Genomic DNA, 24,947 nt, shown 5'->3' on the forward strand with positions numbered 1-24,947 from the left:
GACACAGAATATGACGCTGCAATAAGTTGGCGACTCTTGACAAAGTGCTATTATTAAAACGGCATTAAAAGCAAATGAGTAGCAATTCGAATGTAATTCGCATTAGAATTTGATTTTGACAGGGCTAATTCGTCAATATTTTGTAGAATTTATAGTATTATGAGCCATAAGAATCTAACAAAGTTTCGCTAGATAGTTTGTGGGCTATATACGCAGTTTACAGATATAGTACAATTTTTGATCTTGTATAACCCCCGAAATCGGAGAAGTGACCCCAAACTTATCCGGGATGGTCACAAAAAGAATTATTGTTTTTTTGAGTCGGCATAATTTCGTTGAGAAATCAAAAACCCGACTCAACATGTCCGTCAAACGTTTACTCATTAGCTTCCTTGCTATAATAGCAATCAATTTTAGTCCAGTCCGCGCTCAAAGTCCAACCGCCGCCGCTCACAGGTTCAATATATTCATTCACGGCGATTTAACACTTGCGCCAAATGAAACAGAAGGTCCGATCGCAGTAGGGGGAAATTTAATTTCCAATCAATATCAGATCAGCTTCGATAAGAGACACGGTGCATTTTTCGTAGATGGCGTTTCCATCGGTCTTGCGGTTCGCGGCGGTGTAAGGCTCAATAGCGGTACCTTGCAGATCAACGGTCAGAATTATCTGAAGATCGGAAACGGTACACCCAATGCATCCGATCTGAACAATCTTAAAATCTGGTACAAAGACAGAAACAATGCAGAATCCACAATCCGCATTACAGATACCGATGGCGGATGGGACAGTCAGCCCAATATTCAGTTGAATGCCAGCGTCAACGATTTTAAAGCTGGTCAGAAAGTAGGCGAATCTTACAATCCGATTTTCGAAAACGTTTTTGGAAGCGGTGAAAATCAGATTGATATCGATGGCGCCTTTACGACACTTATTAAAAGATCGGGTCATTTGAAAGACCTGGCAGATAACCTGCCGATCCGCAACCAGAATGGCGGGATCATCGAAGGTGCTGAAATGGGACCTTACAATAACCCAAGCAAATTCGATCAGAATCCTAAGATCCGTGTCAACCCGAATGCGATCAATGTGTTGACGGTTTCAGCGGAAGTTTGGAATAGCATCAATAATATCAATTTTGAGAATATTCCTTCCGGGCCGCAGCTTGGAACTACCGAAGAACAATATGCAGCAGGTGGCGGAGGATTTGGTTTAATTATCAATATCGTCGATTTCCCAACTTTCTGTGCATCCAGAGGAGGTAATAGCAGCATTAAATTTCCAAACGTAGGCGGCTTGTCTGACCCGCAGGGCAGTTATGTGATCTACAACTTTCCGGACGCAACGAAAAGCGTGACGATTACAGGAAGTGTAATTCACGGAACGATATTCACCCCGCAGGCGGAACTTGTTAAAAATAACAACGGCAATATCAATGGCCAGATCATTGCAAAAAAATTCGCGCACAACGGAGATGAGATTCACTTCTGGCCTTTCCTTCCCTCGGTTCCTGAGCCGGCTGAGAAGACAATCTCAGTGAACGTCCACTCGAAATGCGAGAAAAATGCACCGTATCTGGATTACACGATTACCCCTTCCAATTTCGATGCGACCGGTAAGTTTGCGAAAATCGAATGGATCAACTCAGACGGAAAGATCGTTCATGAAGACTCAGATCTACCGCTGACTGGAAGCGTTTTATTCCCGGGTGCATCTATTGATTTGGAAGGAAACGGCGTTGCGTGGCCTGGATTCGAGAAAAATGGAAACAAATGGGAGGAAGTAGAAGATCGCTGGTCTTCACTTCGCCAGGATGGCGCGACAATCCGTGTGACGGTTGACCCATGGAAAATTATCGAAGTAAAATATCCGGCTTCAATCGGAACCTGCTACACCAGCCCTCCTCCAACTACGTTGCCTGTAACACTTGCAAGCTTTACGGCCGAAAACAAAAATTGCAATGCAGAATTGAAATGGGTTGTGACAGAAGCGTCTGATTTTTCACACTTTGTAGTTCAGCGCTCGACAGATGCAAGGAACTTTGTGCCACTGGCCCGCATTGATTACAATCCTGCTCAGAAAGAATATAGGTTCTCCGATTCGCCATTCTCCGCTGAAACTGCTCCCGCAAAGCATTACTATTACCGTTTGCAGCAGGTAGACACCGACGAATCGTTCGAATACAGCGCGATCAGAAGTGTGGATGCAGGGAGCTGCGATGCGAGATTGTCGGTTGATTTTTACCCTAACCCAACTCAGGATGAGGTGAATGTGAAAAGTTTCTCAGCTGTAAAAAAGGTAGAGATACTAAGCTTATCGGGAAAACAAATGTATTTTGCTACTCCGATTCAGGGACAGACCGAATTGAAAATCAACGTGCAGGCTTTCGAACAGGGACTCTATATTGTGAATGTGGTCAATGCAGAAGGCAAGTACACCTCAAAGCTTTTAAAGAAATAGTTAAGTCTTAAGCGTTATGTGAACTTCTTAAAAACTGCTCGCAGTCTGCGGGCAGTTTTTTTGTTGGGCTGTCCCGATCAAACCAGCTTGCGGCCTTTCCAGTTGTAGGTGGGTTTTTGCGCAGCCAAACCGAAAAAGCAGACATAAAAAGGGTAAATGATCTGGGTAATGGGAATGAAAACTATCGATCGCGGTTTGCCCAGAAAGCGCAGTACGCTGCCCAGAAACAGCCATTCCGGAATATTTTTGAGGGCAAGTATTCCCAAAAGAGAAGTTGTTTCGAGCATACCAAACGCCCAAAACGAACCGGCTAAAATCACAGACAAATTACAGGAAAACACGTAAAGCGCGAGGACGAGGGGTGTGGCGGTTTGGTAGTGCTTCCATTTACTCGCCCAGCGTTTGCGCTGGCGGAAGAAATCGGTCCATCGGTAATGTGGCTGCGTACTGACTATTGCGCGCTGGTCTTTCAGGAAGTGAACCGAGCCGGGAAATCTGGCTGCGATCTTGTGCATTAAAAACTCGTCGTCGCCGGAAGCAATGTGCCTTACCCCGTCATAGCCGCCTACATCCAGGAAAGCTTGTTTTTCGTATGCCAGATTTGCGCCGTTGCAGAGAGAGGGAAAGCCAGCCTCGATCGCACTCGCGCCGCTTCCGATCAGACTTGAAAATTCCACAATCTGCAAATGATCTGTCAGGCTGTTGGCTGGCGAAAAGGTTACGGGCGAGCTGATCAGTTTTGTATTTATAGACGCGTGGCAAGTTGCAATTGCATTCAACCAATCCGGCTCAACGCGGCAATCTCCGTCGGTAGTGACTATCAGTGAGCCAGTTGCATTGGAGATAGCCGTTTCAATTGCACGTTTTTTGGGAGAGGTAGTGGGCGTATCGGGGAGATTGATCAGTTGAATATCAAGTCGGTTTTGTCTTGCAAATTCTTCCACCAGCGCAGCGGTTTCGTCGGTCGAGTTATCATTCATGACCAAAACCTGAAACCTTTCGTTCGGGAAAGTCTGCGATACCAGATCTTGCAGAAGAAGTACAATATTGGCGGCTTCATTTCTAACCGGAATCACTACGGAAATAGTAGCAGTATGCTCGCCGGGTAGGTGTGCCGGGGTTTTTATTTTAGACCAAAATAAGAGTAAAAGCAATGTAAAAACGGCGTAGCTCGATGCTAACAGCCAAAGTGCAGGAACCAGCCAGGAAAGCAGATATTGTTCGATCATGAATGCATTGTCACTTGATTTGTTTCCATTTACTCTCCCAGATCAGGTAAATCCCGACCAGGATCGGGCCGAGCACATTGATGATCCATACCAAAAATGTCGCCGCGATGATCTTTTCGGGCGGCACCTGATAGGATGCGAATACGAGGAGCGCAGTAAATTCCCTTAATCCGAGATCGCCCAGCACATTAATAGCGGGAATAAGGGTTTTGGCAAGAAATATCAGAGACACGCAGGCAGCAAGTTGAAGCGGCGCAACGGGCAGGTCGAAAAGGGACAGCGTTAATACGAACTGGCTCAGGAAAATGAGATACCTGAGTGCTCCAAAGCAAGTTGCGGCACCAAGTTCCGCGGCTGAATAGCTGCCTATGATCCGAATGTAAGAATGTATTTTTTTGAATAGCGGCCGATTCGGATGCCAGTCTGTGAGCTTTGCCCGGAATGCGAATAACAGGAAACTAAGTCCGAGAATGGTGAAAATCAATATATCAACAGCCGTTTTGCCTGTGTCTGACAGCGTCAGTTTTTCTTTTAACAAAAACCAACCGGCGGCTCCGGCTGTTACTGAAACAAGGAACTGGATACCGTTTGAAACCAGCGCAGCCCCGATCGCTTCAAGCCTTTTGTCGGATTTCAATGCGGCGATCCGGCCGATGGTATCTCCCAATTGTGCAGGAGCGGCCACGCCCACTGCCAGTCCCGTAAGTGTTCCGCGTAAAGCCTCTTTGAATGTCATCGGAAGGACCTTTTGCGCAAGTCGCTGCCATTTTAAACTTTCCAGCGCCCAGTTGGCGGGGACGAGCAGGAGGATAAATAGCAGTAAGTAAAGGTGAGCGGGAAGTAGTACCGTTTTGAGCACTTCGCCAATGTCGGTAATGCCTTTCTGCTCGTTCTGAAAGGTTTTATAGATATAACTGATGATCAGCAGCGTTACCGCCAGCTTGATCAGCCAGAGCAGGTTTAACCGCTTGGTTCCTTCTTTTGGAGGGGAGAGTTCGTTATCTTGCACCATGATGAATTTGCAGCAGACCGAAGTTTCCGAGAAGATTATTATTGGTGTGGATCCCGGTACGCAGGTGATGGGATATGGTGTGATATCGGTGAAAAATCAGCAAATTTCTCTCGTTCAATATGGGGTAATTCATTTGAGCAAATATACTACCCACGAATTGAAGTTGAAGAAAATCTTTGAGCGCATTACCCAGCTGATCGAGGATTACCTGCCTGACGAAATGGCGATCGAGGATCCTTTTTATGGAAAAAATGCGCAGTCGATGCTGAAATTGGGACGTGCACAAGGCGTGGCAATGGCGGCTGCGCTAGCCCGGAATATCCCCATCGTGGAGTATTCGCCCAAGAAAGTGAAGCAATCGGTGACCGGGAGCGGAAATGCTTCCAAGGAGCAGGTTGCTTATATGCTGGAAAAAATATTAAAAATGGAACTGAACCGGGAGTTTATGGATGCTACCGACGGAATTGCGATCGCGATATGTCACCAGTACCACGCTAATTCACCAGCCGCGAGCGCGACGGGCTCTGCTAAAAAGTCGAAAAAAGGCGGTTGGGGCGCATTCGTTACCGAAAACCCCAACCGTGTGAAATGAGCATTATTTGATCATTTTCAACGCTTTTTCTGTATTTCCTGCTTTCAGTCTGTACACATAAACGCCGCTTGGCAGGTTGGTTGCATTCACTTTCGAGAAGTGCCAGCCGGGTGCCAGATCGCCTTTTTGAAGTTGCATAATTTTCTGTCCGCGCAGGTTAAATAGTTCAAGCGCTACTTCTGTCTGAGTAGGCAGATAGAAGGAAATATCGGTGGAGGAGCCGGCCGGGTTTGGGTTATTTTGCAATAGGGTAACCTCGTTCGGCTGATCAATCGTCACAGGAATCATCTCAGATCGCAATGCACAGCCTCCGTCATTTGAAATGATGACACGGTACTCGCCGCTCTGCGAAGCCATCCATACCGGGCTGGTCGCACCGGGAATATCGGTTCCGTTGAGTTGCCACTGATAACTCTGGTCCGGAGCTTCTGCGACTTTCAATGCCGTTTTAAAGAACCCGTTTTTCTCCACTTTTACATTTACTATCGCAGGCGGCTGGATCTGGAAACTGCCGCTTTCGTTACTTTCCAGGGCCGGATACGTAAATATCGTTTTGAGCGCGTAAGTACCTTTTGCAATCGTTTCAGGCAACTGGAAGCTGATCAGCCCGTTTTCGACCTGAACCGGAATGCTCGTGATATTCCCTTTCTCCATATTCCTGATTTCAACCGTAGCCGATTTGTTTTTGGAAAAAGTCGAGTTGGAAGTGATCGTAAGTGCTACGTTTTCGCCCGTGCAATAGCCCGCTTTGGGTTCGAACCGCTGGATTTTATTTTCGTCAAAAGTATGCAGCTCGGCCCCACCTGTGAGAATCAGCAGTTTTTCGTTAAAGTACTCGATGTCAAAGTTCTCCCTGAGCATATCCAGACCGTCCGTGTACACATTTGCGATTCCGTCTTTGTAACTGATCAGGCTTTGCTGAATGTTGGTGTCGTCCCAAAAGTTGAATGACGCAGCCCAAAGCCGGTTATTTTTATCGAAAACAACCTTTCTAATAGATTGCGGGGCAATTGCCTCGATCATTTCCCAGCTATTATTAGCAGAGTTGAGTTGCCTGATACCGAATTCACCATAGGCGGTGGGCAGCTTATTCTGATCAAAAGCCAACCCTGTAACGCGGTAGCCTTCCGGTATAAATGAATGCTGCGACCAGTTGTTATTATAGAATTTCCAAACGTTCCCCTGATCGGTTACAGCCCAGATATGATCGTCGGGGTCACTTGTCACCGTCATCAGCCGGGTGGTGCCAAATGTTTCCTGGCCGTAGAAATACCACTTTCCTTCCTGAAAACGACCTATACCCCTGTCACCGGTCACAAAGAAAACCCCGCTGTTCTCAGTGACTGCGAGCGGGCATAAACCATTGGAGTAAAATTTCTCGGGTTGTAAATATCTTTTGTAGGTATTGCCTGTTTTTACTACCATATTATTGGCCAGGTCCATCATATAGATCGTTCCATTTCGGTTAGTCCCGAAGAATTGGAGGGTATTGGGTGACTTGCCATTTGTGGTTGAGGAAATGTAGGTATCCCATTGGTCCAGATCTCCGCTTTCATAGTAGCCGGCGGTGATAGAGTGAACGTACATTTTGTCAACTCCCTTTACAAACCGGTTTCTAAACATCGCCGTGTATCCTGGTTCCTGCAAGTTGGGCGAAACAACGCCCAGATACCGAAACCGCTGATCCTTGAATCCCGTGCTGAGCTGTAAGTTCTCCCATTCTGAATAAGATTTAGGCGCCCATTTGATTCTGGAACGAACATGATAGGATGAATTTTCCTGCAAATCGGGGCGGTAGAGCATTTTGGTGGAATTCCAGCTATTAATCGCATTGGACGCCATGGAATCGCGATGCACGATGTTACTGAACTTGTTGTCCGTCGCCACTTCGAGGTAACCTGTAATAGGGCCAGGGTGAAATGTGCCTTTTGACAGCGTTGTTGTCAGGATAGGGGTGCTCGATGTTTTTGTAACCTGATTGGCCGGGCCGAAAGCATTCGTCCAGGATTGGGAAAGGGGATAAACAGCAGACCATTCGCCCCAGACATTATTTTTCTGAACGCGCAAACGGACTATAAACTGCTTATACCATTCATAAGGGTGTAAAATTGAAAAAGACTGTTGCGCCCCGGCAAGGGTTTCAAACGACCGTGTAAAACTTTCCCGCGCATTCACGTCGGTGATCTCCACCTCATAGTGACTGATACCCGCAAATGCATAAAAATAGCCGGTCAGATTCCTCGCACTGATTATTCTGGCATCAAAGAGCAGGGGAGGTGCGGTGCTGGTTGAGAAAGGTGCGATCGTAAAGCGGACAGATTGCGACCATTCTTCTGCTTTAATATCATTTTCTGCCCGGTACCGGGAAAAATAACTGCCCTCACTTTGTCCGCGCGATTGGAAATAAGATTGTCTGATCAGTGTATCCTCCACAATTTGTGTAAATGCTTGATCCTTTGCGATCTGGAACCGGTACCTATCCGCGCGAAAGGCTGCTTTCCAGTCGAAAGACGGGGTGGAAATGGTTGCGTCGGGATTTGGTTCGCGGAGTGAAAGTGCGGCAGGCGCACTGGGCTGCTCGGTGAATGCACCGAGCTTGAAAGTCGGTTCTATCTTACCTTCCGCATAGTCGCGCATCAAATTCCTGCAAAGCGGGTGAAAGCTGAGCACGCTACGGCAATAGGACATAATCGAACCATTCACATACTCCTGGTAACCGTCCTCGCATTCGCTTGTAGCGCCTTCCACATTGGTACAGCGGTCGATCGGACCGCCGGGCCAGGAGCAGCTGTGGGTATGCGGCGAGCCTAAGGTGTGTCCCAGTTCATGGCAAAGCAGGTCTACATCAATATAAGAATTACCGGGCACTGGGAAGTTGGATGTACACATGCGGTAGCCTCCGTAAAACCACCCGTTTCGCACCGAAAAGCCGACTACCGCGTCGCGTTCTTCAAAACGGTTCAACGTCCAGTAGTTCAGGACGTGTGTGAAATATTCGAAGTCGTTTGTGAAAACGTAAGGTTCGGGCTGATCCCAGATCTGGATGTAGCTGATCGTCAGCTTTACATTGATCTCGCGCTCGAAAATGTCCGACGCTGCCTGTATAAAGCGGTAAGCCTCTTTTGTGAGTTTGTCCTTATCGCCATTATATGCGACGTAAGTGTCATAATTGATGTCGATACCGAGGCGGTATTCCAGTCTTTCGCCGGCCGAGGTACGCGCTCGGGTGAGGTCACTGAGTTGCGCGTATTTGGCTAATCTGGCACCTGATAGTGAATCGTTTGTGGCGCAAACCGGCAGATTCTGCTGCGCGGCGGCTATTTTAAAAATGAAAAAGAATAGAAAGATCAGCAACGACCTGCCGGTAGAAATTGCATTCATAAGCGGATTGACGAACGAAAAGGAATGGGTGGAATATTTATGTGTCCAAGATATGACAATATCTGCAGCGATAACGTTGCTTCCGTTTTAATCTAAATATTAAAAAATTTTAATGGTATTAAATTAATAATTGATACCATAATTCAAACGTTTGTTTGATAAATTCAAACGATCGTTTGAATTTTGTTTTTCAGTCAGTTACCTTTGTTTTGCAATCAGCAATAATGAAGTTTTAACAGCTGATGGTGAATACATTAGATGGAATATAACTCGAAACAAATACAGATAATAGAAGTCGCGGAGCGGCTTTTCGCTCAAAAGGGCTTCGCCGGTACTTCGGTGCGCGACATTGCGCAGGAGGCGGACGTGAATGTGTCGATGATCTCCTACTATTTCGGGTCGAAGGAAAAGCTGATCGAAGCTTTGTTTCAGTTCAGGATGACAGAGTCCAGATCGCGGTTGGAAACGCTGGTCACAAACGATGAGCTGAGTCCCATGCAAAAGATCAATATGCTGATAGACAATGTGATAGATAGGTTAATGGGTAACCAGAGCTTTCACAATATCATGCTGCGCGAAACGCTTTCTTCGGACCGTAACGAGACCATATCCAAACACATTATGGGACTGAAAATGAGGAACATCGAACTCATGCAGCGTCTGATCCAGGAGGGACAGGCGGCCGGGGTTTTCCGTGAAGGGATCGATATGAGCCTGATGAGCACAACACTTTACGGGACCGTCAACTACGCGATTGCTACACAGGACTTTTACAAGAAAATCAACAACCTGGAATCGATGGGCGAGGAGGAGTTTCAAATACACTTGAAACGCAGTCTGAGCCAGCATCTTAAAAGCTTATTTAAATCGACAGTAACCAATGAACACCACATTCAAAATTAGGAGAATGGTTTGGGTGGCAGCCGGAGCGATCTGGATCGCAGCAAATTCCCACGCATTCGCCCAGGCCGCACGCACGATTACCCTGGAAGAGGCCATTGAAATGAGCCTGAAAAACAGCAAACAGCTGAAATTGAGCCAGACCAATGTAGACCTGGCCGGATTGAGTATCAGGCAGATCAAGGAAAATCAGCTGCCTAGTCTGAGCATTTCGGGTTCCTACCTGCGGGTCAACACACCGAATATCAATTTGAAGGTAAAACCAAGCACGAGCGACAGTACCGCCTCGGGCTCGGCGACTCCGGAAGTGCACCAGGTCATGTACGGAATGGCGAGTGCGTCGCTGCCGATATTTTCTGGTTTCCGGTTCAAATACGGACTGCAATCAGCACACTACCTTGAAGAAGCTGCGAAACTCGATGCTGAAAGTGACCGCGACGCGGTGATCCAGAATACAATTGCGGCTTACAGTAACCTTTACAAAGCTAAAAAATCGGTCGATCTGGTTGCTGAAAACCTATTGCGTGAGCGCCAGCGGGTGGAAGAATTTACCAATCGTGAAAAAAATGGAATGCTCGCGAGAAACGATCTGATGAAAGCCAAGTTGCAGGAATCTAACGTGGAGCTTACATTACTTGACGCAGAAAACGACCTGAAAGTGACCACGATCAATATGGACCTGCTTTTGGGATTGCCCGAAAATACGCCGTTGCTGGCAGATTCTGCAAGTTTTCTGACTTTCAAAGAAGAAGGAAATGTGGGTGACTGGGAACAAACAGCATTGACGCACAGAAAGGATATTGCAGCAAATGGGATTCGCCAAAAGGCAGCGAATGTGGATATTAAGGGCGCCAAAGCGGATTTTTATCCAAGTGTGGCATTGACGGCGGGCTACGTCGCGCTGAACATTCCCGGCGTTGCAGTTATCCCGAATGCTGTGAATGCGGGCGTTGGGATCAGGTACGATGTGGCGTCGCTCTGGAAATCCGGTTCAAAAATCGCTCAGGCACGGACACACGCTTATCAGCTGAAAACCAATGAAGATATCTTGCTGGACAAGCTGCATCTTGAAGTCAATACTGCCTATTACAACTATGTTTTGAGTAAAAGAAAAATAGATGTTTATGCGAAGGCAGTGGAGCAGGCGAACGAAAATTACCGCATTACCAAAAATAAATACGATAACAGCCTGGTAACCACCACCGAACTCCTCGACGCTGACGTAGCCCAGGTACAATCAAAAATCAACTACGAAGCCGCCAAGGCAGATGCCATCGTCGCTTTCAAGCGGTTGGAACAAACTGCGGGGGTGATTCAGTAGGGGGGAAGGGAGGAAAGGAGGATGGAGGAAAGGGAGGATGGAGTTTCGCAGTAATTATAATATTTTTTATTCCTTCCTCCTTCCTCCCTTCCTCCTTCCTCCCAAAAAACATTCACTAATTCACTAATTCACTCATTCAATCATTGTAAAATGGAAACCACACCGAAGAAGAAAAATAACCGGTTTATTATCATCCTGGCTGTGCTGATTATGGCTGGCGGGACCTGGGGATTTACGAAGTATAACCACGGATTACACCACGAGGAAACAGACGATGCGCAGGTTGATGCGAATATCAGTCCGGTTATTCCAAGGATATCAGGTTATGTTACTGAGATCAAAGTAAAAGACAATCAGGAAGTTAAGAAAGGTGATACGCTGCTTGTGCTCGATAACCGCGATCAGCAGATCAGGCTCGAACAGGCGAAAGCTGCGCTCGCAGGGTCGGAGGGAAGTTTGGTGGTAGCGAATGCGACAACCACTGCCTCTCAGGCGAGCGGCATTACTTACGAAGCGAATGTTTCGATTGTGGAAGCACAGATCGAGGAAGCGAAAGTCAATGTGTGGCGGGCGAACCAGGATTTTGCGAGATATGAGAACCTGATCAAAGACCATTCGATCACGCAGCAAGAATTTGAGCAGGCTTCGGCTACGAAACAGAAAGCCGAACGCCAGCTGGCGGTTTTGGTAGCTCAGAAAAATGCGGCGGAGCGTCAGGCGAAGGCGGCCGGAAAGCAGACGAGCGCTACTTCACGCCAAACTGCCGTGGCCAATGCAAATATCAAAGCCCGTGCGGCGGAGATCGCGAATGCGGAATTGAATCTTTCCTACACCGTGATCACAGCGCCAACCGACGGCCGCGTTTCAAAAGTGAATGCGCAGCTTGGACAGTTTTTGCAAGCGGGACAGTCGCTTTTCAGCATTATATCAACCACTGAACCCTGGATAGTAGCGAATTTCAAGGAAACGCAGCTTACCAGAATGAAGCTGGGCCAGCATGTGAAAATACATGTGGACGCGTATCCTGACCATGAATTTGAAGCAAAAGTTGCCTCATTTTCACCTGCAACCGGCGCGCGTTTCGCACTGCTTCCTCCCGACAATGCAAGTGGCAACTTCGTGAAAGTAGTTCAGCGTCTGCCGGTTAGGATTGAATTTACAAAAGCGGATGATGCGTTTATCGCGCAGCTGCGTCCTGGCATGAACGTGCAGGTGGACGTGGAGCTGAACTAGGATATCGAATTACTAATCTTGAAATAAATCAGGATGGAATTACAGGAATCACTCGTAGAATACGGGTATAGAAGGATCATTATTACAATTACCGCCGTGCTTTGCGCGCTGCTGGAAATTGTGGATACAACGATCGTCAATGTTGCCCTCAACGATATGAGGGGAAACCTGGGCGGTACATTATCGGAAGTGAGCTGGGTAATTACGGCTTATGCGATCGGTAATGTGATCATTGTGCCGATGACGAGCTGGCTTTCCCAGCAATTTGGACGTAGAAATTATTTTGCGGCCTCCATTATCATATTTACCGTCGCCTCATTTCTTTGCGGTAATGCAAATAATATTTGGGAGCTGGTCTTTTTCAGGCTGATCCAGGGATTTGGCGGCGGCGCTTTACTGGTAACCGCGCAAACGCTGATCACCGAAAGTTATCCGCCTGAAAAACGCGGGATTGCGCAGGCTATTTATGGGTTAGGTGTGATTGTCGGGCCTACATTAGGTCCGCCGCTGGGTGGTTACATTGTGGATAATTACAGCTGGCCTTACATATTTTACATTAATATTCCGCTCGGTATTATCGCGGCAATGCTTACGCTGCAATTTGTGAGAAGTCCGAAGTATTCGGAGAAAAAGAGCAGCAGTGAAATCGACTGGTGGGGGATCATTTTCCTGGCAGCGGCAGTGGGTTCTTTGCAATATGTGTTGGAAAAAGGGCAGGAAGAGGATTGGTTCAATGACGAGATCATCACTATTCTTTCGATAACCACGGTTTTCTCATTCTTCTTCTTCATCTGGCGGGAGCTCACTTACAAGAACCCGATCGTGAACCTGCGGGTTTTGAAAAATGGTAACCTCAGGGTCGGTACGATACTCTCATTCATTCTTGGTTTTGGGTTGTACGGTTCCACATTCATTATCCCGCTTTACACCCAGGCGACATTGGGCTGGACAGCAACCCAGTCAGGAATGCTGATGGTACCCGCCGCTATCGTGACCGCCATGATGATGCCTATTGTCGGGCAGCTTTTGCAGCGCGGCGTGAAACAACAATATCTGGTGGCGATCGGAATGGTGTTTTTCTTCATTTACAGCTACTGGGGCTACCTGGTACTGACGCCGGATACCGGCAGCGACGCGTTTTTCAATATGCTGATCGTGCGTGGAATAGGGCTGGGATTGTTATTTGTACCCATCACAACGCTCGCATTGTCGACATTGAAGGGGCGCGAAATTGGTGAGGGAGCGGCATTTACGGGGATGATGCGGCAGCTGGGCGGTTCTTTTGGAGTTGCGGTAATTACCACCTTCATAGCCCGTCAGAATATGTTCCACCGGAATGATCTGGTAAGTAAGCTCGATGTCAACAATCCGATCGTTCAGCAGCGGGTTGAAGGTTTGCAGCACTCATTTATGGCAAAGGGACTTTCGTCTGATGTTGCTTTGAAAAGCGGGTACAAGATCCTTGACTTTACGGTTTCAAAACAGGCGCAGGTGATGTCTTATATGGATGTATTTCTTTACCTGGGCATTCTGTTCCTGATCTGCGTCCCGTTTGTGCTTTGGACAAAAAGTGGCAAAACGAAAGTAGATACTTCGGCAGTGCATTAATTTTTAAGTGTAGTAGTGTTATTGAAGAAGCTTCCCAGCCTTGGGGAGCTTCTCTTTTTTTTTTGCAGGATTCTCCGGCTTAGCGGGTTGCCAAGAGCGAATGCAGCTTATTCATCGTCAGTATCCTGATCTTGGGAAATGGGATTTCTTCCAAAATGTTAAAATGCCTGTCGTGAGTTACAATGTATTCTGCCTGGCAGGAGATTGCGCAGTCTACAAATTTGTTATCATCCTGGTCTTTAATCAACCCCCATTTATAGAAAGGGGTAACCCAAATTGTATTATTGAGATTTAAGAGAAGCTCTATCGTATTCGCAGCGAGTGTAGGAGAATAGAAGTTGCCGATAACCTCATCGTACTCTTCAATAATTTCGTTCGTAATACCAATCTGAAAGGTTCCTGCCTTCAATGCATCAAAAAGCCATCGCGTTTTTGACAACCTGGGAATACTTACAAGCAGACAATTGGTATCAATTACAAGAATCAAGAAACTCCATATTTAGTGCGTTTGTGAGATTTCAGTGCTTCGTCGAGTTTTTCTTGTGTCAGGCTCTTTTCCTCCCAAATTCGATCCATTTCTTCGTCGATCTGTTTTGCAAAATACTCTGAGAGTAGTTGTTTTATTTCACGCTCTTGTCTTGCGTTGAGTTGTTTCTCAAACATCCTGAGCATGAACAGTTGCATGTCGTTCAACTTGGTTGTCTGTTCCATTTCAATCCGTTTAATGTTCATACAACTTAACAACCTTTTACCAGAAAACCGTTCTTTCCAATCTCAAATTATCCAAACGGTGCTTATCAATTAGCAAACAAAACAAAGTAGTTTTGCTCTGAACCAAATGCCCTGACTTTGCATCAGAATTACCATTTTTTAAAACAACTCGCTCCGGCCCTGCATGATCGTTTGGCGGGGAAATATTTTATTGAGGCTTTCAGTCAGGAGAAGGATGAGATCATCCTGATTTTTGCGGATCAGGCTGGGGAAGAGGAATTGATCAATCCTTTTTTTATAAAAGCAACCCTTACTTCTCAATTCGCCTGTCTGAGCTTTCCCGACAAATTTGACCGGGCGCGGAAGAATAGTGTGAACCTCTTCATCGATTTTGAGAATAAACCGGTTGCCTTAGTACGGGTATTCAAGAATGAGCGCGCGATTATAGTTCAGTTATCTGATGATAGTGCATTGGTCTTCAAGCTTTTCGGGAACAGATCGAATTTGCTTTCTTTTGATAGGGGGGGTAGTATTATTCAGGTTTTCAATAATAAATTAACTCCTGATAAATCACTTTCACTCGCGTCGCTCGACCGCGATGTAGATCAATCTTTCGAAGCCTACCTTCAAAATAACCTAGATCACAAACCCCTTTTCCCAACATTCGGGAAGCTGGTAAATGCTTATTTATCCGAAAAACTAAAAGGAAAAGAAGAGCCGCAGGAACGCTGGGATGTCATTCAGGAGGTGTTGAAGCAGTTGGATGCAGAGGTGTTTTATTTGGTCAAAAATGAACTCGAACCGGCGCTGGTACTATTAGAAATCGGCGAGGTAATAGAGGAATACACCGATCCGGTTGAGGCACTGAATGCATTTTACATCACTTACATCCGGCTCAGTGGGCTGGACAGGGAGAAAGCCGATTGGCTGAGAATACTGCGAAAACGCATTCAGCAGACGGATAATTATCTTGAAAATACCTTTGAAAAATTGGTCGAGCTGGAAAATGCGGTACGGAACGATGAGATTGGAAATATCATTATGGCCAATATGCACGCTATCCCCGAGCGGACAGAGAAAGTGGAGCTTTTTGATTTTTACCGGGATACTCAGATCGTAGTCAAGCTGAAAAAAGAGCTTTCCGCACAGAAGAACGCAGAGAATTATTACCGGAAATCTAAAAATGAAAAAATAGAGCTGGCGCGGCTCAACGATAGTCTTGCATTTCGTGAAAAAGAGAGGACAGAACTGGCTTTGCATTTGGAGCAAATAGGCGCATTCGAATCACTGCGGGAGCTCAGGGCTTACGTGAAGGCGCACCAGCTGGACGGGAAAAAAGCAGAGGTGCCTGTAAGTGAGCTTTTCAAGCGCGTCGAATTTATGGGTTACGTGATCCTGATTGGTAGAAATGCCAAGAATAATGACGTTTTGACCAAACAATATGCCGGAAAAGAAGATCTCTGGCTGCATGCCAAAGATGTGACCGGCTCGCACGTGGTAGTGAAAAATCAGTCAGGAAAACCGTTTCCAGCACCGGTGATCGAACGGGCGGCGGAGTTGGCCGCCTTTTATTCCAAAAGAAAAAATGACTCGCTGTGCCCGGTTATTTACACACCGAAAAAATTTGTACGAAAACCGAAAGGGCTTCCGGACGGCGCAGTGGTAATCGACAAAGAATCGGTCGTTATGGTCGTCGCGCGGGGCGAGTAAACAGGCTTTGATATGTGTAACGATATGACGAACTTCGTATAAAAATAGAAAACCGGAATTTTATAGTGCAGAATGCTTGAAAATCGTCGCTTCGTTATTATTGGATTTTTCTCATTAGTAGGTTTAATATACTTATTGCGGCTCTTCTACTTACAGGTTCTTGACGAGAGCTATTCCATCGAGTCGTCGAGTAATTCTATCAAACGTGTTATTGAAATCCCCTTCCGCGGCCAGATCTACGATCGTACTGGAAAGCTCATCGTTTATAATACCCCTGTTTATGACCTTTTGGTAACCCCCCGAAAAGCCAGAGTGGAGGATACCCTGCGTTTTTGCCAGGTATTGGGGATCGAGCGGCGGGATTTTGACAGTTTAATGGCGGCTGCGGCTGCTTATAGCCCGTTTAAACCTTCGCTATTTCTCCGACAATTATCGAAAGAAGACTTTGCGTCTATTCAGGACGTTATGGTTGATTATTCAGGTTTTGAATTTGCCAAAAGCTCACTCAGAACATACACCGCGCCAACCCTGGCGAATACGCTTGGCTACGTCAGTGAGATTACCAGATCACAGCTGGAAAAGCAGGAGGAGCCTTATTACCGGCAGAGTGACTACATCGGGCAAAGCGGGATTGAGAAAATTTATGAAAATGAGCTGCGCGGGAAGCGGGGTACCAAGTTTGTGATGCAGAATGTGGCCGGCGTTTACAAAGGTCCCTGGAAAAACGGCGAGCTTGATACGATGGCAGTCGCTGGCGAAAACCTTTACACGGGCATTGATCTCGAAGTACAGCAATATGCGGACAGTCTGATGGTCAACAAGGTGGGTAGCGTTGTTGCTATTGAGCCAAAGACCGGGCAGATCATTTCAATGGTTTCCGCGCCGACTTACGATCCCAATATTCTTGCAAGCAGGCATTTTTCCAAGAACTTTGCGGCACTCGCGCGCAATCCTTACAAACCGCTGTTCAACAGGCCGGTCATGGCGAGTTACCGCCCGGGATCTACCTTCAAGCTGATCCAGGCGCTGATTGGTTTGCAGGCAGGAGTGATTACGCCCGAAAGTGGATTTACGCACGCAAACTGTCCGATGGGCTGCCACGTGCACCCGGCGACAAGTACCGTCGCACTTGGGGTAATGCATTCCTGCAACCCTTATTTCTACAACGTTTTCCGTAGGCTGATCTATAAAAACAATATAACCAATACTTTTCGCGCATCTGCGGTTGGTCTCGACGACTGGCACGACAAAATGAGCAAATTCGGGATTGGTCAGCGGCTGGGGATAGACCTTCCGAGCGAATACAAAGGTAATTTGCCCAACAAAAAATATTACGATCGCTTTTACGGAGAATACCGGTGGAAGTTTTCAAATATCTATTCCCTCAGTATTGGTGAAGGCGAGTTGCTGATTACACCTTTGAAAATGGCCAATGTCGCTGCGATTATCGCGAACCGCGGTTACTATTATACACCTCACGTAATTCACGGGATTGGTGATAAAAAGTATGTAAAGCCCGAGTTTCTGGAAAGGCACGACAGCGGCGTTGATCCTCGTCATTTTGATCCTGTGATCGAAGGAATGATCGGTGCGGTGGAAGGTGGTACTGCGCGGAGATCGAGAGTGGAAGGTATTACGATTGCGGGTAAAACGGGGACTTCGCAGAACAAAAAAGGGGATGATAGTTCAATCTTCATTGCATTTGCACCGGCGGATGATCCCAAGATCGCCATCGCAGTATTTGTGGAATATGCAGGAGCAGGAGGATCAGCCGCTGCGCCGATCGCCAACCTTGTGATCGAAAAGTATTTAACAAGAAAGGTGACCAACAAGGCGCTGGAGGAGCGAATGCTGAAAGCGGATTTTATGAGCAAAGTAATCCTTCCAGGCGTGAAAAAGCCAGTTACTACCGACAGCACCAGGAAAAAACCGGTACCTGCCGATTCTGTGAAGAAAAAGCCTGCTGCTCCCGCGAAACCTGTGGTGAGCAACAGACCAGTTGCTGTGAATCCATAATCTATGTACAGATTTTTTAATATCGAGCTATATAATGCCTGAAAATAAACCCATTACGAAAAATGTAGACTGGATTGTAGTGCTGATCTACATCGCTTGCCTCGCCATAGGTTGGGTTAATATCTATGCGGCCGTTTATAATCCTGAGGTGCAAACCAGCATGTTCGATGTGAGTAACAACGCCGGAAAGCAGCTAATGTGGATCGGTACCGCCGCCTTGCTGATTGTTTGTATCCTGGTGATCGATTACAAATTTTATGAGACGTTTTCTTTTATCATTTACGCGGTTGTGATCGCATTGCTTGTGCTGGTACTGTTTGCAGGATCCAATATCAACGGATCACGTTCCTGGATAAAGATCGGCGCATTCTCTTTACAGCCTGCCGAGTTTTCCAAACTGGCGATCAGTCTGGCTATTGCCAAATACCTGAGCGACCCGGCGATCAGTCTGACGCGCAAACTGAAAGACTATTACCCAATTATGGGAATCATTGCGCTACCCGCATTTTTGATCCTACTATCGAATGAAACGGGCTCTATGCTCGTATTTGCCTCTTTTGCTGTGGTACTTTACCGCGAAGGAATGCCCGGCTTTATTCCTGCGATAGGAATGGTAATGGCGGCATTGCTGATCATTACCTTGCTTTTTGTGAAATGGTATATCGCCGGCGCGATCATCATTATTGCCGGTTTGGCGATCTGGATTATGCCGGTTATGACGCGGCGGCGCGGCGGCTTGTGGGCTACGATATTAGTTTCCCTGGTGATGATCGGGATCGTTTTCGGGGTGGATTTTTTTATGAATAATGTGCTTCAAAAACACCAGCGAGGCAGGATTATGGTGTTACTCGATCCCGATTCCGACCCGAGGGGAATCGGCTGGAACGTAATTCAATCCAAGATTGCGATCGGTTCCGGCGGATTCGCTGGGAAAGGATTTTTGCAGGGCACTCAAACCAAATTCGATTTCGTACCCGAGCAAAGTACCGACTTTATATTCTGTACAGTAGGCGAGGAGCACGGCTTCATCGGTGCTGCTATTGTAGTATTCCTGTTCGTTTGCCTCATTTCCCGGCTGGTAATACTCGCCGAGCGACAGCGTAGCCGCTTTGCGAGGGTTTATGGATATTGTGTCGCTGGTATCATATTCTTTCACTTTATGATCAATGTCGGCATGACAATCGGGCTGATGCCGGTAATCGGGATCCCGCTTCCGTTTTTTAGTTACGGAGGTTCGTCGCTCTGGTCTTTCTCGATCCTGCTATTTATTTTCCTGAAAATCGACGCGCAGCGGCCGTTTACTTTGTCACGCGGATAGGGGTTTATGAATGAATGAGTGAGTGTTAAGTTATTAAATAGTCATTCAGAAATTCATCTCACCAGCGACCCGGTGATTCAATCATTCAATCATTCAATCATTCAATCATTCACTAACTCGCTCACTAACTAAAACTTAAACCTTCCCTGCTGCCAAAATCAACAACACCCACCCAACTATCAAGGCCAATCCTCCGATTGGGGCGGTGGCACCAAACTTGGTGATTCCTGTAAAGCAAATGGCGTAAAGCGACCCGGAGAATATAATTACCCCGATCGCAAATGCATTTCCGGACCAACCGAGCAATTTCACTGCGTCTGCACCGGCTCGTTGCATGAGCAAGCCGACCAAAACCATGGCTATCGCGTGGTAAAACTGATATTTAACAGCAGTTTCAAAAGTTTCGCTCCTGCCGGAAGCTTCCAGCATTCCTTTCAATGCGTGTGCGCCGAATGCGCCCAAGGCAACCGCAAGAGCGCCCAATATGCCGCCCGCCTGTATCATGAATTTCATAAAATGGATCTTTAAGTCAGTAGGTAAAGTTAGCCGCTGCGGAAAGTGCAACCAACCGTTTGTGCCAATTTTATTATATTGCAGCACAGGAAAGCGGAATTAAACCACCTCCGCAGGTCGCGCACAAGTACATTCAAATGACGTTAGAACGCTTTATTCAACTCTGGACACACCGCTATCATAAATATTCCCACATCTTCGAGGCCCGGCTGCTGGGCTTCCGGGCAAGATCGCATTTCCGCGCTGTAAAGCAGAAGTTGAATCCCGGCCAAAAACTGATCGCAGTGGTGAGAACGGAGCATTTCGGTGATATTATAGCTGCCGAACCTATTGCGCGCTACATCAGGTCGCTGCATCCCGATGGATATATCGTTTGGTTTGTCAAGTCCGCTTTTCACGAACTGGTGGATTACAATCCGGAGATTAATGAAGTTTTCCGAGAATTTTGCGTTACCCAGCGACAGACTTTAATGGCTGGCAATGTATTTGATGAAGTCATTGAATTGCAGTTCAGTAATAACAACCACTGTCCTAAGTGCCAGGTTTTTATTGATAATCCGGTGGCAGTGAGGCGGAATATTACTATTTTCAATTATTTCGATTACGGAAATCTGCTTGAAGTATTTGCGCAGACGGGAGATCTAATTCCTCCCAAATCTCCATTTCCGGCCGACGATCAACCCAGGTTGTATTTGCAGGAAAGTCACCGGACTAAAGTCGATTCGCTCCATTTACCTGATCGTTTTATTGTATTGCATTGTCAATCCAACTACAAACCGAAAGACTGGCCTTCCGATCGTTGGGAAATCCTGATCGCTTGGCTGGCAGCTACTTATGATTATCAGATTGTGGAAGTTGGGATGAAAAGCAGCCTGAATGTAGGTGCCAATTCTTATCGGAATCTATGTGGGCAACTATCAATCCTCGAAACAGGAGAAGTGATCCGGCGGGCGAAATTCTTCATCGGACTGGATAGCGGTCCGTCACATCTGGCGAATGCAACCGGTACTTTCGGAATGATCCTGATGGGCGCTTTGAATAATTTTTTAAACTATAATCCCTATTCTGGTAAATATGGGCGCCAGGAAAATGTGGTGCTGGTTCGTCAGGCGGGGCAACCGTGCTGCGACCTGACTTTTGAATTTGTACAGGAAAAAGTGAAGGAAGTGCTGGACAGGGAATCGGAAATCAGTCAGTTACCGTGAGCCAAAAATGGCGCTGCCTACCCGCACAAGCGTACTGCCTTCTTCTGCGGCCAACAGATAGTCGCCGCTCATTCCCATCGAAAGTTCCCGCATTTCGATCCGGGGACTTTCATGTTGTTTAAATGACTCGAAGAGGTTTTTGAGCCCCTTAAATTCAGCTCTCACTACCTCAGTATCGTCGGTATTGGAAGCCATTCCCATTAAACCGACGATTCTTATATTGGTTAAGTCAGACAATTCGGGCGAAGTGACGATCTCTTTGGCTTCATCTTCCGAAAGGCCAAACTTAGTTTCCTCACTCGCAATGTATATTTGCAGAAGGCATTCAATAACACGGTCATTTTTAAGAGCTTCTTTATTTACTTCTTTCAATAATTTGAAACTATCAATAGAATGGATCAGCGACACGAATGGCGCCATGTATTTCACTTTATTACTCTGTAAATGCCCGATCATGTGCCACTCGATATCCTTGGGAAGTTCCTCCGATTTGGCGACCATTTCCTGCACCTTGTTTTCTCCAAAACGCCTCGCGCCGGCCTGATATGCTTCCAAAAGAACTTCCACGGGCTTGGTTTTTGTTACAGCAACCAGCCTTGTTTCCTGTTTTAATCCTTTTTCTATTCGGGCAATATTTTCAGCGATTGATGACATTATCAGGAGTTAAATTTTTGAGAATTAAGAGATTAAAGCCCAGCTTCTGACTCAGGCGACCAGAAATTCGATGTGGACATATTTCAAAATTGAAAAAAACATATTTCTTTTACCAACTTAATTAAAAATTCAACCTTCTGTATGGACTACAACCAGGAACAAAAACAAGACCGAAAAACGCTTCTATGGGCAGCATTGGCTGTATTGTTACTGCTCAATCTGGTACTTGTTTATTTTATCTATCACGAAAAACAGGAGAACCTGGCGAAGGATGAAATTATAACTGCAAAAACAGAGGAAGTTTTATCAATCAAAACGAAACTCGATTCGATCTCCGCGGAGCTGGATGTGAAGATCGCCGAAATACAAAAGTTGGGAGGTAGCGTAGATTCACTGGTTGCTTTAAAGGAACAACTGGAAAAGGATAAACGGGAACTTAAAAACGCGACTACTTATTCGGCGGCTAACTACAATAAAAAGATTAAGTCTTACGAATCGATATTGTCGGAAAAAGACAGCGAAATCGCTACGCTGAGGCAGCAATTAGGTGTTGCAACTACAAAGAATGAAGAGCTGAGCCAGAAATTAACGGGTCTGGAATCTGAAAAACAGTTGCTTGCTGATTCTGTGACCAACTATTCTGTACAAAACCGCGAATTGAGCGAAAAGGTAAATCTGGCATCGGCTTTGAAAGCGGAAGCGTTGACAGTCAATGCAGTAAACTCGAAAGGTAAGGAACGTCAGGGCGGAAAATACAAAGCAAAACGCATTGATAAGCTGCGTGTGAATTTCAAAATCGCTGAAAATCCGGTTGCTAAACAAAATGAAAAGCAGATCTACCTGCGGATCCTGGATCCCGACGGAGCTGTTCTTTCGGATATGGCAACAGGCTCAGGTTCGTTTGTACATAATGGTAAGGAGCTGATTTACAGTTCTTCGCAGGTTGTTAATTTCGATAACAGTAACCAATCGGTTGATATTCTGTACGGTCGCGGCGGTATTCCTTTGAAAGACGGCAAATATGCGATCGAACTTTACAGTGAAGGTTTCAAGATAGGAGAGGGCGATTTTACAGTTAGATAGTGTTCTGCTCGGTTTAACTTCGGCTTAATGGTTTTCCGGGTTTGGAATTTCAGTTTGTAAACCTTATTTTTGCACCCTCATTTTGGCTTTAAACCAAGGTGAGGGTTTTTTACTTTTATAAATACTAACAAATTACCGTATGTCTAAACAGTATGAAACGGTGTTCATTCTAACTCCCATTTTGTCTGAGGCCCAGGCAAAGGACGCCGTTGAAAAATTCACTACGATCATTACCTCTAACGGAGCGTCGATTGTACATGAAGAGAACTGGGGATTGCGCAAGCTGGCCTACCCCATCCAAAAGAAAAACTCCGGTTTCTATCATGTAGTAGAATACACTGCATCGGAAGAAGGAAACGTGGTTGATGTTCTGGAAACTGAATTCCGTCGTGATGAGCGTATCTTACGCTTTATGACTATCGTCCTTGACAAGCATTCTATCGCTTACAACGAGAAGAAACGCAAAGGATTGGTAGGTAGAAAAAGAGAAGAGTCTACTGAATCTAAAACCGAAAACGCATAAGCTATGTCACTAGTTAACGAACCGGTTGAAAAGAACATTAACCGTAAGAAATATTGCCGCTTCAAGAAAGCTGGTATTAAATATATCGATTACAAGAATCCTGACTTTTTACTGAAACTTGTAAATGAGCAAGGTAAGATTTTACCACGCCGCCTTACAGGAACAAGCCTGAAATATCAGCGCAAAGTATCTCAGGCAATTAAAAGAGCACGTCACTTGGCCCTTTTGCCATTTGTTGCTGATCAATTGAAATAATACAGTAAAGAGCTACAAACAATGGAAATCATACTTATAACCGATATAGCAGGAGTAGGCTATAAGAACGATATCGTAACCGTGAAGGCGGGTTTCGGTCGTAATTATCTTATTCCTCAGGGATTTGCACTGTTGGCTAATACGTCCAACCGCAAAATCGTGACTGAGAACGTACGTCAGGCTGCTCACAAAGCAGAAAAGTTGAAAAAAGATGCAGAAGATATCGCATCGGCAATCGGCGATCTGACAATTGATATCAAAACTGTGGTAGGTGAAAGCGGACGTATTTTCGGTCGCGTTACCAATACCCAGGTTGCTGATATTTTGAAAGCAAAAGGATTTGATATCGATCGTAAGAAAATCACTGTTGACGATGTAAAATCGATCGGCACATATTCTGCAACGATCGATCTTCACAAAGAAGTAAAACACAAAGTTGCGCTGAATGTAATTGCAGCGGAAGATTGAGTTTAGCTTTTTAGCTATCAGCTGTTAGCTTTTAGCGATTAGTTTTAAAAAAAAACCGGGACGAGTATAACTCGATCCCGGTTTTTTTTATGCTAACAGCTAACAGCTAACAGCTAACAGCTAATTAAACCGCCGGAATCCGCAATACCTGTCCCGGATAAATCTTGTCCGGGTGCGTCAACATTGGTTTATTTGCTTCGAAAATAACCGGGTATTTCATCATATCGCCGTAAACGGTTTGCGCGATCTTGGAAAGCGTGTCACCTTTTTCCACAGTGTGATAAGTAGCCTCCGGTGCGGGAGTCGCCACTTTCAGGCGGTTATCTACAACCTGAACTCCTTCTACATTACCCACAGCAAGTGCGATCTTCTCTGAATCCTCCTGATTTGCTACTTCTCCGTCAAGAGTAACCGTGTCACCTGAGGTCTTCACAGTGAGATTGTTGTAAAAAAGTCCCAGTGCTTTCACGTGAGCGAGTAATGCGCTGGCGCGTAGCGGTTCGGCCTCAGGGGTCGGTGCAGCTACTTCTTCTTTTTTGAAAACTTTTTCGCCTGATCCTTTGAGAAACGAGAATAAGCCCATGTTTTTTAGTTTTAAATGAAAAGGTGATTGTCTGGGATAAGACATTTCTTTTGCCTGCCCGATTCTCCAAGAGCAATTATTATACCAGTAAAAGCAGAAGATGAATCGCCACGCTGCACGCGTTTTAGATATCTACTTTGTACTTTTGCAATCAGTGAAATTAATGCCGAC

22 protein-coding genes are annotated in these 24,947 nt (G+C 46.0%); 14 read left to right on the forward strand and 8 right to left on the reverse strand.

Features of this window, described 5'->3' with window-relative positions; all coding sequences use genetic code 11:
• Positions 1-361: 361 nt before the first annotated feature.
• Positions 362-2,461: a choice-of-anchor A family protein gene (locus LZG94_RS18295; protein WP_233793247.1), complete on the forward strand. Its 2,100-nt coding sequence runs from the start codon at positions 362-364 to the stop codon at positions 2,459-2,461.
• 77 nt (positions 2,462-2,538) lie between these two features.
• Here the strand turns inward: LZG94_RS18295 and LZG94_RS18300 are convergent, their stop codons facing one another.
• Positions 2,539-3,690 carry a glycosyltransferase gene (locus tag LZG94_RS18300; protein ID WP_233793248.1) on the reverse strand — a complete coding sequence of 384 codons (1,152 nt, stop codon included), beginning with the start codon at positions 3,688-3,690 and terminating at the stop codon, positions 2,539-2,541.
• 10 nt (positions 3,691-3,700) lie between these two features.
• Positions 3,701-4,702, reverse strand: a complete 1,002-nt coding sequence (locus LZG94_RS18305; RefSeq protein ID WP_233793249.1) for a lysylphosphatidylglycerol synthase domain-containing protein — start codon at positions 4,700-4,702, stop codon at positions 3,701-3,703.
• Here LZG94_RS18305 and ruvC point away from each other — a divergent pair.
• Positions 4,701-5,294 (forward strand): crossover junction endodeoxyribonuclease RuvC, encoded by a 594-nt coding sequence (gene ruvC, locus LZG94_RS18310; protein ID WP_229254483.1) that lies wholly within the window; start codon positions 4,701-4,703, stop codon positions 5,292-5,294. The genes LZG94_RS18305 and ruvC overlap by 2 nt on opposite strands.
• A 3-nt stretch (positions 5,295-5,297) precedes the next feature.
• On the opposite strand, the gene LZG94_RS18315 is transcribed toward ruvC, so the two are convergent.
• A complete protein-coding gene (locus LZG94_RS18315) occupies positions 5,298-8,675 on the reverse strand; it encodes a zinc-dependent metalloprotease (RefSeq protein ID WP_233793250.1) in 3,378 nt (1,125 codons plus the stop codon).
• Positions 8,676-8,933: 258 nt separating this feature from the next.
• On the opposite strand from LZG94_RS18315, the gene LZG94_RS18320 reads away from it, so the two are divergent.
• The 4 genes from LZG94_RS18320 (at position 8,934) to LZG94_RS18335 (ending at position 13,737) form a co-directional block, all read left to right on the forward strand.
• On the forward strand, positions 8,934-9,578 hold the full coding sequence (locus LZG94_RS18320) for a TetR/AcrR family transcriptional regulator (RefSeq protein ID WP_233793251.1): 645 nt from the start codon (positions 8,934-8,936) through the stop codon (positions 9,576-9,578).
• Complete coding sequence (locus LZG94_RS18325) at positions 9,556-10,896, forward strand: TolC family protein (protein WP_233793252.1); 1,341 nt, start codon at positions 9,556-9,558, stop codon at positions 10,894-10,896. Before LZG94_RS18320 ends, LZG94_RS18325 begins: the two co-directional genes overlap by 23 nt.
• Before the next feature lie 150 nt (positions 10,897-11,046).
• A complete protein-coding gene (locus LZG94_RS18330) occupies positions 11,047-12,129 on the forward strand; it encodes an HlyD family secretion protein (protein WP_233793253.1) in 1,083 nt (360 codons plus the stop codon).
• 33 nt (positions 12,130-12,162) lie between these two features.
• On the forward strand, positions 12,163-13,737 hold the full coding sequence (locus LZG94_RS18335; RefSeq protein WP_215231846.1) for a DHA2 family efflux MFS transporter permease subunit: 1,575 nt from the start codon (positions 12,163-12,165) through the stop codon (positions 13,735-13,737).
• A 79-nt stretch (positions 13,738-13,816) separates the two neighbouring features.
• On the opposite strand, the gene LZG94_RS18340 is transcribed toward LZG94_RS18335, so the two are convergent.
• Both LZG94_RS18340 and LZG94_RS18345 read right to left on the reverse strand, forming a co-directional pair.
• Positions 13,817-14,224 (reverse strand): putative toxin-antitoxin system toxin component, PIN family, encoded by a 408-nt coding sequence (locus LZG94_RS18340; protein ID WP_233793254.1) that lies wholly within the window; start codon positions 14,222-14,224, stop codon positions 13,817-13,819.
• The gene (locus tag LZG94_RS18345) at positions 14,221-14,448 is read right to left on the reverse strand and encodes a hypothetical protein (RefSeq protein WP_233793255.1); all 228 of its coding nucleotides are present in this window, start codon (positions 14,446-14,448) and stop codon (positions 14,221-14,223) included. Before LZG94_RS18345 ends, LZG94_RS18340 begins: the two co-directional genes overlap by 4 nt.
• Positions 14,449-14,586: 138 nt before the next feature.
• Between LZG94_RS18345 and LZG94_RS18350 the strand changes: the two genes are divergently transcribed.
• The 3 genes from LZG94_RS18350 (at position 14,587) to rodA (ending at position 19,492) form a co-directional block, all read left to right on the forward strand.
• Positions 14,587-16,158, forward strand: coding sequence for an NFACT RNA binding domain-containing protein (locus LZG94_RS18350; RefSeq protein ID WP_233793256.1), 1,572 nt, complete (start codon positions 14,587-14,589; stop codon positions 16,156-16,158).
• Positions 16,159-16,230: 72 nt separating this feature from the next.
• A complete protein-coding gene (gene mrdA, locus LZG94_RS18355) occupies positions 16,231-18,174 on the forward strand; it encodes a penicillin-binding protein 2 (RefSeq protein WP_233793257.1) in 1,944 nt (647 codons plus the stop codon).
• A 34-nt stretch (positions 18,175-18,208) separates the two neighbouring features.
• On the forward strand, positions 18,209-19,492 hold the full coding sequence (gene rodA / locus LZG94_RS18360) for a rod shape-determining protein RodA (protein WP_233793258.1): 1,284 nt from the start codon (positions 18,209-18,211) through the stop codon (positions 19,490-19,492).
• 135 nt (positions 19,493-19,627) lie between these two features.
• Here the strand turns inward: rodA and LZG94_RS18365 are convergent, their stop codons facing one another.
• Entirely contained in the window at positions 19,628-20,005 is a 378-nt protein-coding gene (locus tag LZG94_RS18365; RefSeq protein ID WP_233793259.1) for a DUF423 domain-containing protein, read from the reverse strand.
• Between the two features lie 137 nt (positions 20,006-20,142).
• On the opposite strand from LZG94_RS18365, the gene LZG94_RS18370 reads away from it, so the two are divergent.
• Complete coding sequence (locus LZG94_RS18370) at positions 20,143-21,210, forward strand: glycosyltransferase family 9 protein (protein WP_233793260.1); 1,068 nt, start codon at positions 20,143-20,145, stop codon at positions 21,208-21,210.
• On the opposite strand, the gene LZG94_RS18375 is transcribed toward LZG94_RS18370, so the two are convergent.
• The gene (locus tag LZG94_RS18375; protein ID WP_233793261.1) at positions 21,202-21,864 is read right to left on the reverse strand and encodes a YggS family pyridoxal phosphate-dependent enzyme; all 663 of its coding nucleotides are present in this window, start codon (positions 21,862-21,864) and stop codon (positions 21,202-21,204) included. The two genes, LZG94_RS18370 and LZG94_RS18375, sit on opposite strands and share 9 nt — an antisense overlap.
• Before the next feature lie 141 nt (positions 21,865-22,005).
• Between LZG94_RS18375 and LZG94_RS18380 the strand changes: the two genes are divergently transcribed.
• The 4 genes from LZG94_RS18380 (at position 22,006) to rplI (ending at position 24,193) form a co-directional block, all read left to right on the forward strand.
• Positions 22,006-22,947: a hypothetical protein gene (locus tag LZG94_RS18380; protein ID WP_215231837.1), complete on the forward strand. Its 942-nt coding sequence runs from the start codon at positions 22,006-22,008 to the stop codon at positions 22,945-22,947.
• Between the two features lie 139 nt (positions 22,948-23,086).
• Positions 23,087-23,470 carry a 30S ribosomal protein S6 gene (gene rpsF / locus LZG94_RS18385; RefSeq protein WP_215231836.1) on the forward strand — a complete coding sequence of 128 codons (384 nt, stop codon included), beginning with the start codon at positions 23,087-23,089 and terminating at the stop codon, positions 23,468-23,470.
• A 3-nt stretch (positions 23,471-23,473) separates the two neighbouring features.
• Entirely contained in the window at positions 23,474-23,725 is a 252-nt protein-coding gene (gene rpsR, locus LZG94_RS18390; protein ID WP_015811483.1) for a 30S ribosomal protein S18, read from the forward strand.
• Between the two features lie 21 nt (positions 23,726-23,746).
• Positions 23,747-24,193 carry a 50S ribosomal protein L9 gene (gene rplI, locus LZG94_RS18395; RefSeq protein WP_215231835.1) on the forward strand — a complete coding sequence of 149 codons (447 nt, stop codon included), beginning with the start codon at positions 23,747-23,749 and terminating at the stop codon, positions 24,191-24,193.
• Positions 24,194-24,317: 124 nt separating this feature from the next.
• On the opposite strand, the gene lysM is transcribed toward rplI, so the two are convergent.
• Positions 24,318-24,776 carry a peptidoglycan-binding protein LysM gene (gene lysM / locus LZG94_RS18400; RefSeq protein WP_215231834.1) on the reverse strand — a complete coding sequence of 153 codons (459 nt, stop codon included), beginning with the start codon at positions 24,774-24,776 and terminating at the stop codon, positions 24,318-24,320.
• Positions 24,777-24,947: the final 171 nt, after the last annotated feature.

Origin of the sequence: Dyadobacter sp. CY343 (genome assembly GCF_021390335.1) — a bacterium.
Classification (GTDB): Bacteria; Bacteroidota; Bacteroidia; order Cytophagales; family Spirosomataceae; genus Dyadobacter.

Excerpts from the sequence above, each read along its gene's own strand:
- LZG94_RS18295 (WP_233793247.1), top strand. The coding sequence starts at position 362 with ATGTCCGTCAAACGTTTACTCATTAGCTTCCTTGCTATAATAGCAATC.
- LZG94_RS18300 (WP_233793248.1), bottom strand. The coding sequence starts at position 3,690 with ATGATCGAACAATATCTGCTTTCCTGGCTGGTTCCTGCACTTTGGCTG.
- ruvC (WP_229254483.1), top strand. The coding sequence starts at position 4,701 with ATGATGAATTTGCAGCAGACCGAAGTTTCCGAGAAGATTATTATTGGT.
- LZG94_RS18305 (WP_233793249.1), bottom strand. The coding sequence starts at position 4,702 with ATGGTGCAAGATAACGAACTCTCCCCTCCAAAAGAAGGAACCAAGCGG.
- LZG94_RS18315 (WP_233793250.1), bottom strand. The coding sequence starts at position 8,675 with ATGAATGCAATTTCTACCGGCAGGTCGTTGCTGATCTTTCTATTCTTT.
- LZG94_RS18320 (WP_233793251.1), top strand. The coding sequence starts at position 8,934 with ATGGAATATAACTCGAAACAAATACAGATAATAGAAGTCGCGGAGCGG.
- LZG94_RS18325 (WP_233793252.1), top strand. The coding sequence starts at position 9,556 with ATGAACACCACATTCAAAATTAGGAGAATGGTTTGGGTGGCAGCCGGA.
- LZG94_RS18330 (WP_233793253.1), top strand. The coding sequence starts at position 11,047 with ATGGAAACCACACCGAAGAAGAAAAATAACCGGTTTATTATCATCCTG.
- LZG94_RS18335 (WP_215231846.1), top strand. The coding sequence starts at position 12,163 with ATGGAATTACAGGAATCACTCGTAGAATACGGGTATAGAAGGATCATT.
- LZG94_RS18345 (WP_233793255.1), bottom strand. The coding sequence starts at position 14,448 with ATGGAACAGACAACCAAGTTGAACGACATGCAACTGTTCATGCTCAGG.
- mrdA (WP_233793257.1), top strand. The coding sequence starts at position 16,231 with ATGCTTGAAAATCGTCGCTTCGTTATTATTGGATTTTTCTCATTAGTA.
- rodA (WP_233793258.1), top strand. The coding sequence starts at position 18,209 with ATGCCTGAAAATAAACCCATTACGAAAAATGTAGACTGGATTGTAGTG.
- LZG94_RS18365 (WP_233793259.1), bottom strand. The coding sequence starts at position 20,005 with ATGAAATTCATGATACAGGCGGGCGGCATATTGGGCGCTCTTGCGGTT.
- LZG94_RS18370 (WP_233793260.1), top strand. The coding sequence starts at position 20,143 with ATGACGTTAGAACGCTTTATTCAACTCTGGACACACCGCTATCATAAA.
- LZG94_RS18375 (WP_233793261.1), bottom strand. The coding sequence starts at position 21,864 with ATGTCATCAATCGCTGAAAATATTGCCCGAATAGAAAAAGGATTAAAA.
- LZG94_RS18380 (WP_215231837.1), top strand. The coding sequence starts at position 22,006 with ATGGACTACAACCAGGAACAAAAACAAGACCGAAAAACGCTTCTATGG.
- rpsF (WP_215231836.1), top strand. The coding sequence starts at position 23,087 with ATGTCTAAACAGTATGAAACGGTGTTCATTCTAACTCCCATTTTGTCT.
- rpsR (WP_015811483.1), top strand. The coding sequence starts at position 23,474 with ATGTCACTAGTTAACGAACCGGTTGAAAAGAACATTAACCGTAAGAAA.
- rplI (WP_215231835.1), top strand. The coding sequence starts at position 23,747 with ATGGAAATCATACTTATAACCGATATAGCAGGAGTAGGCTATAAGAAC.
- lysM (WP_215231834.1), bottom strand. The coding sequence starts at position 24,776 with ATGGGCTTATTCTCGTTTCTCAAAGGATCAGGCGAAAAAGTTTTCAAA.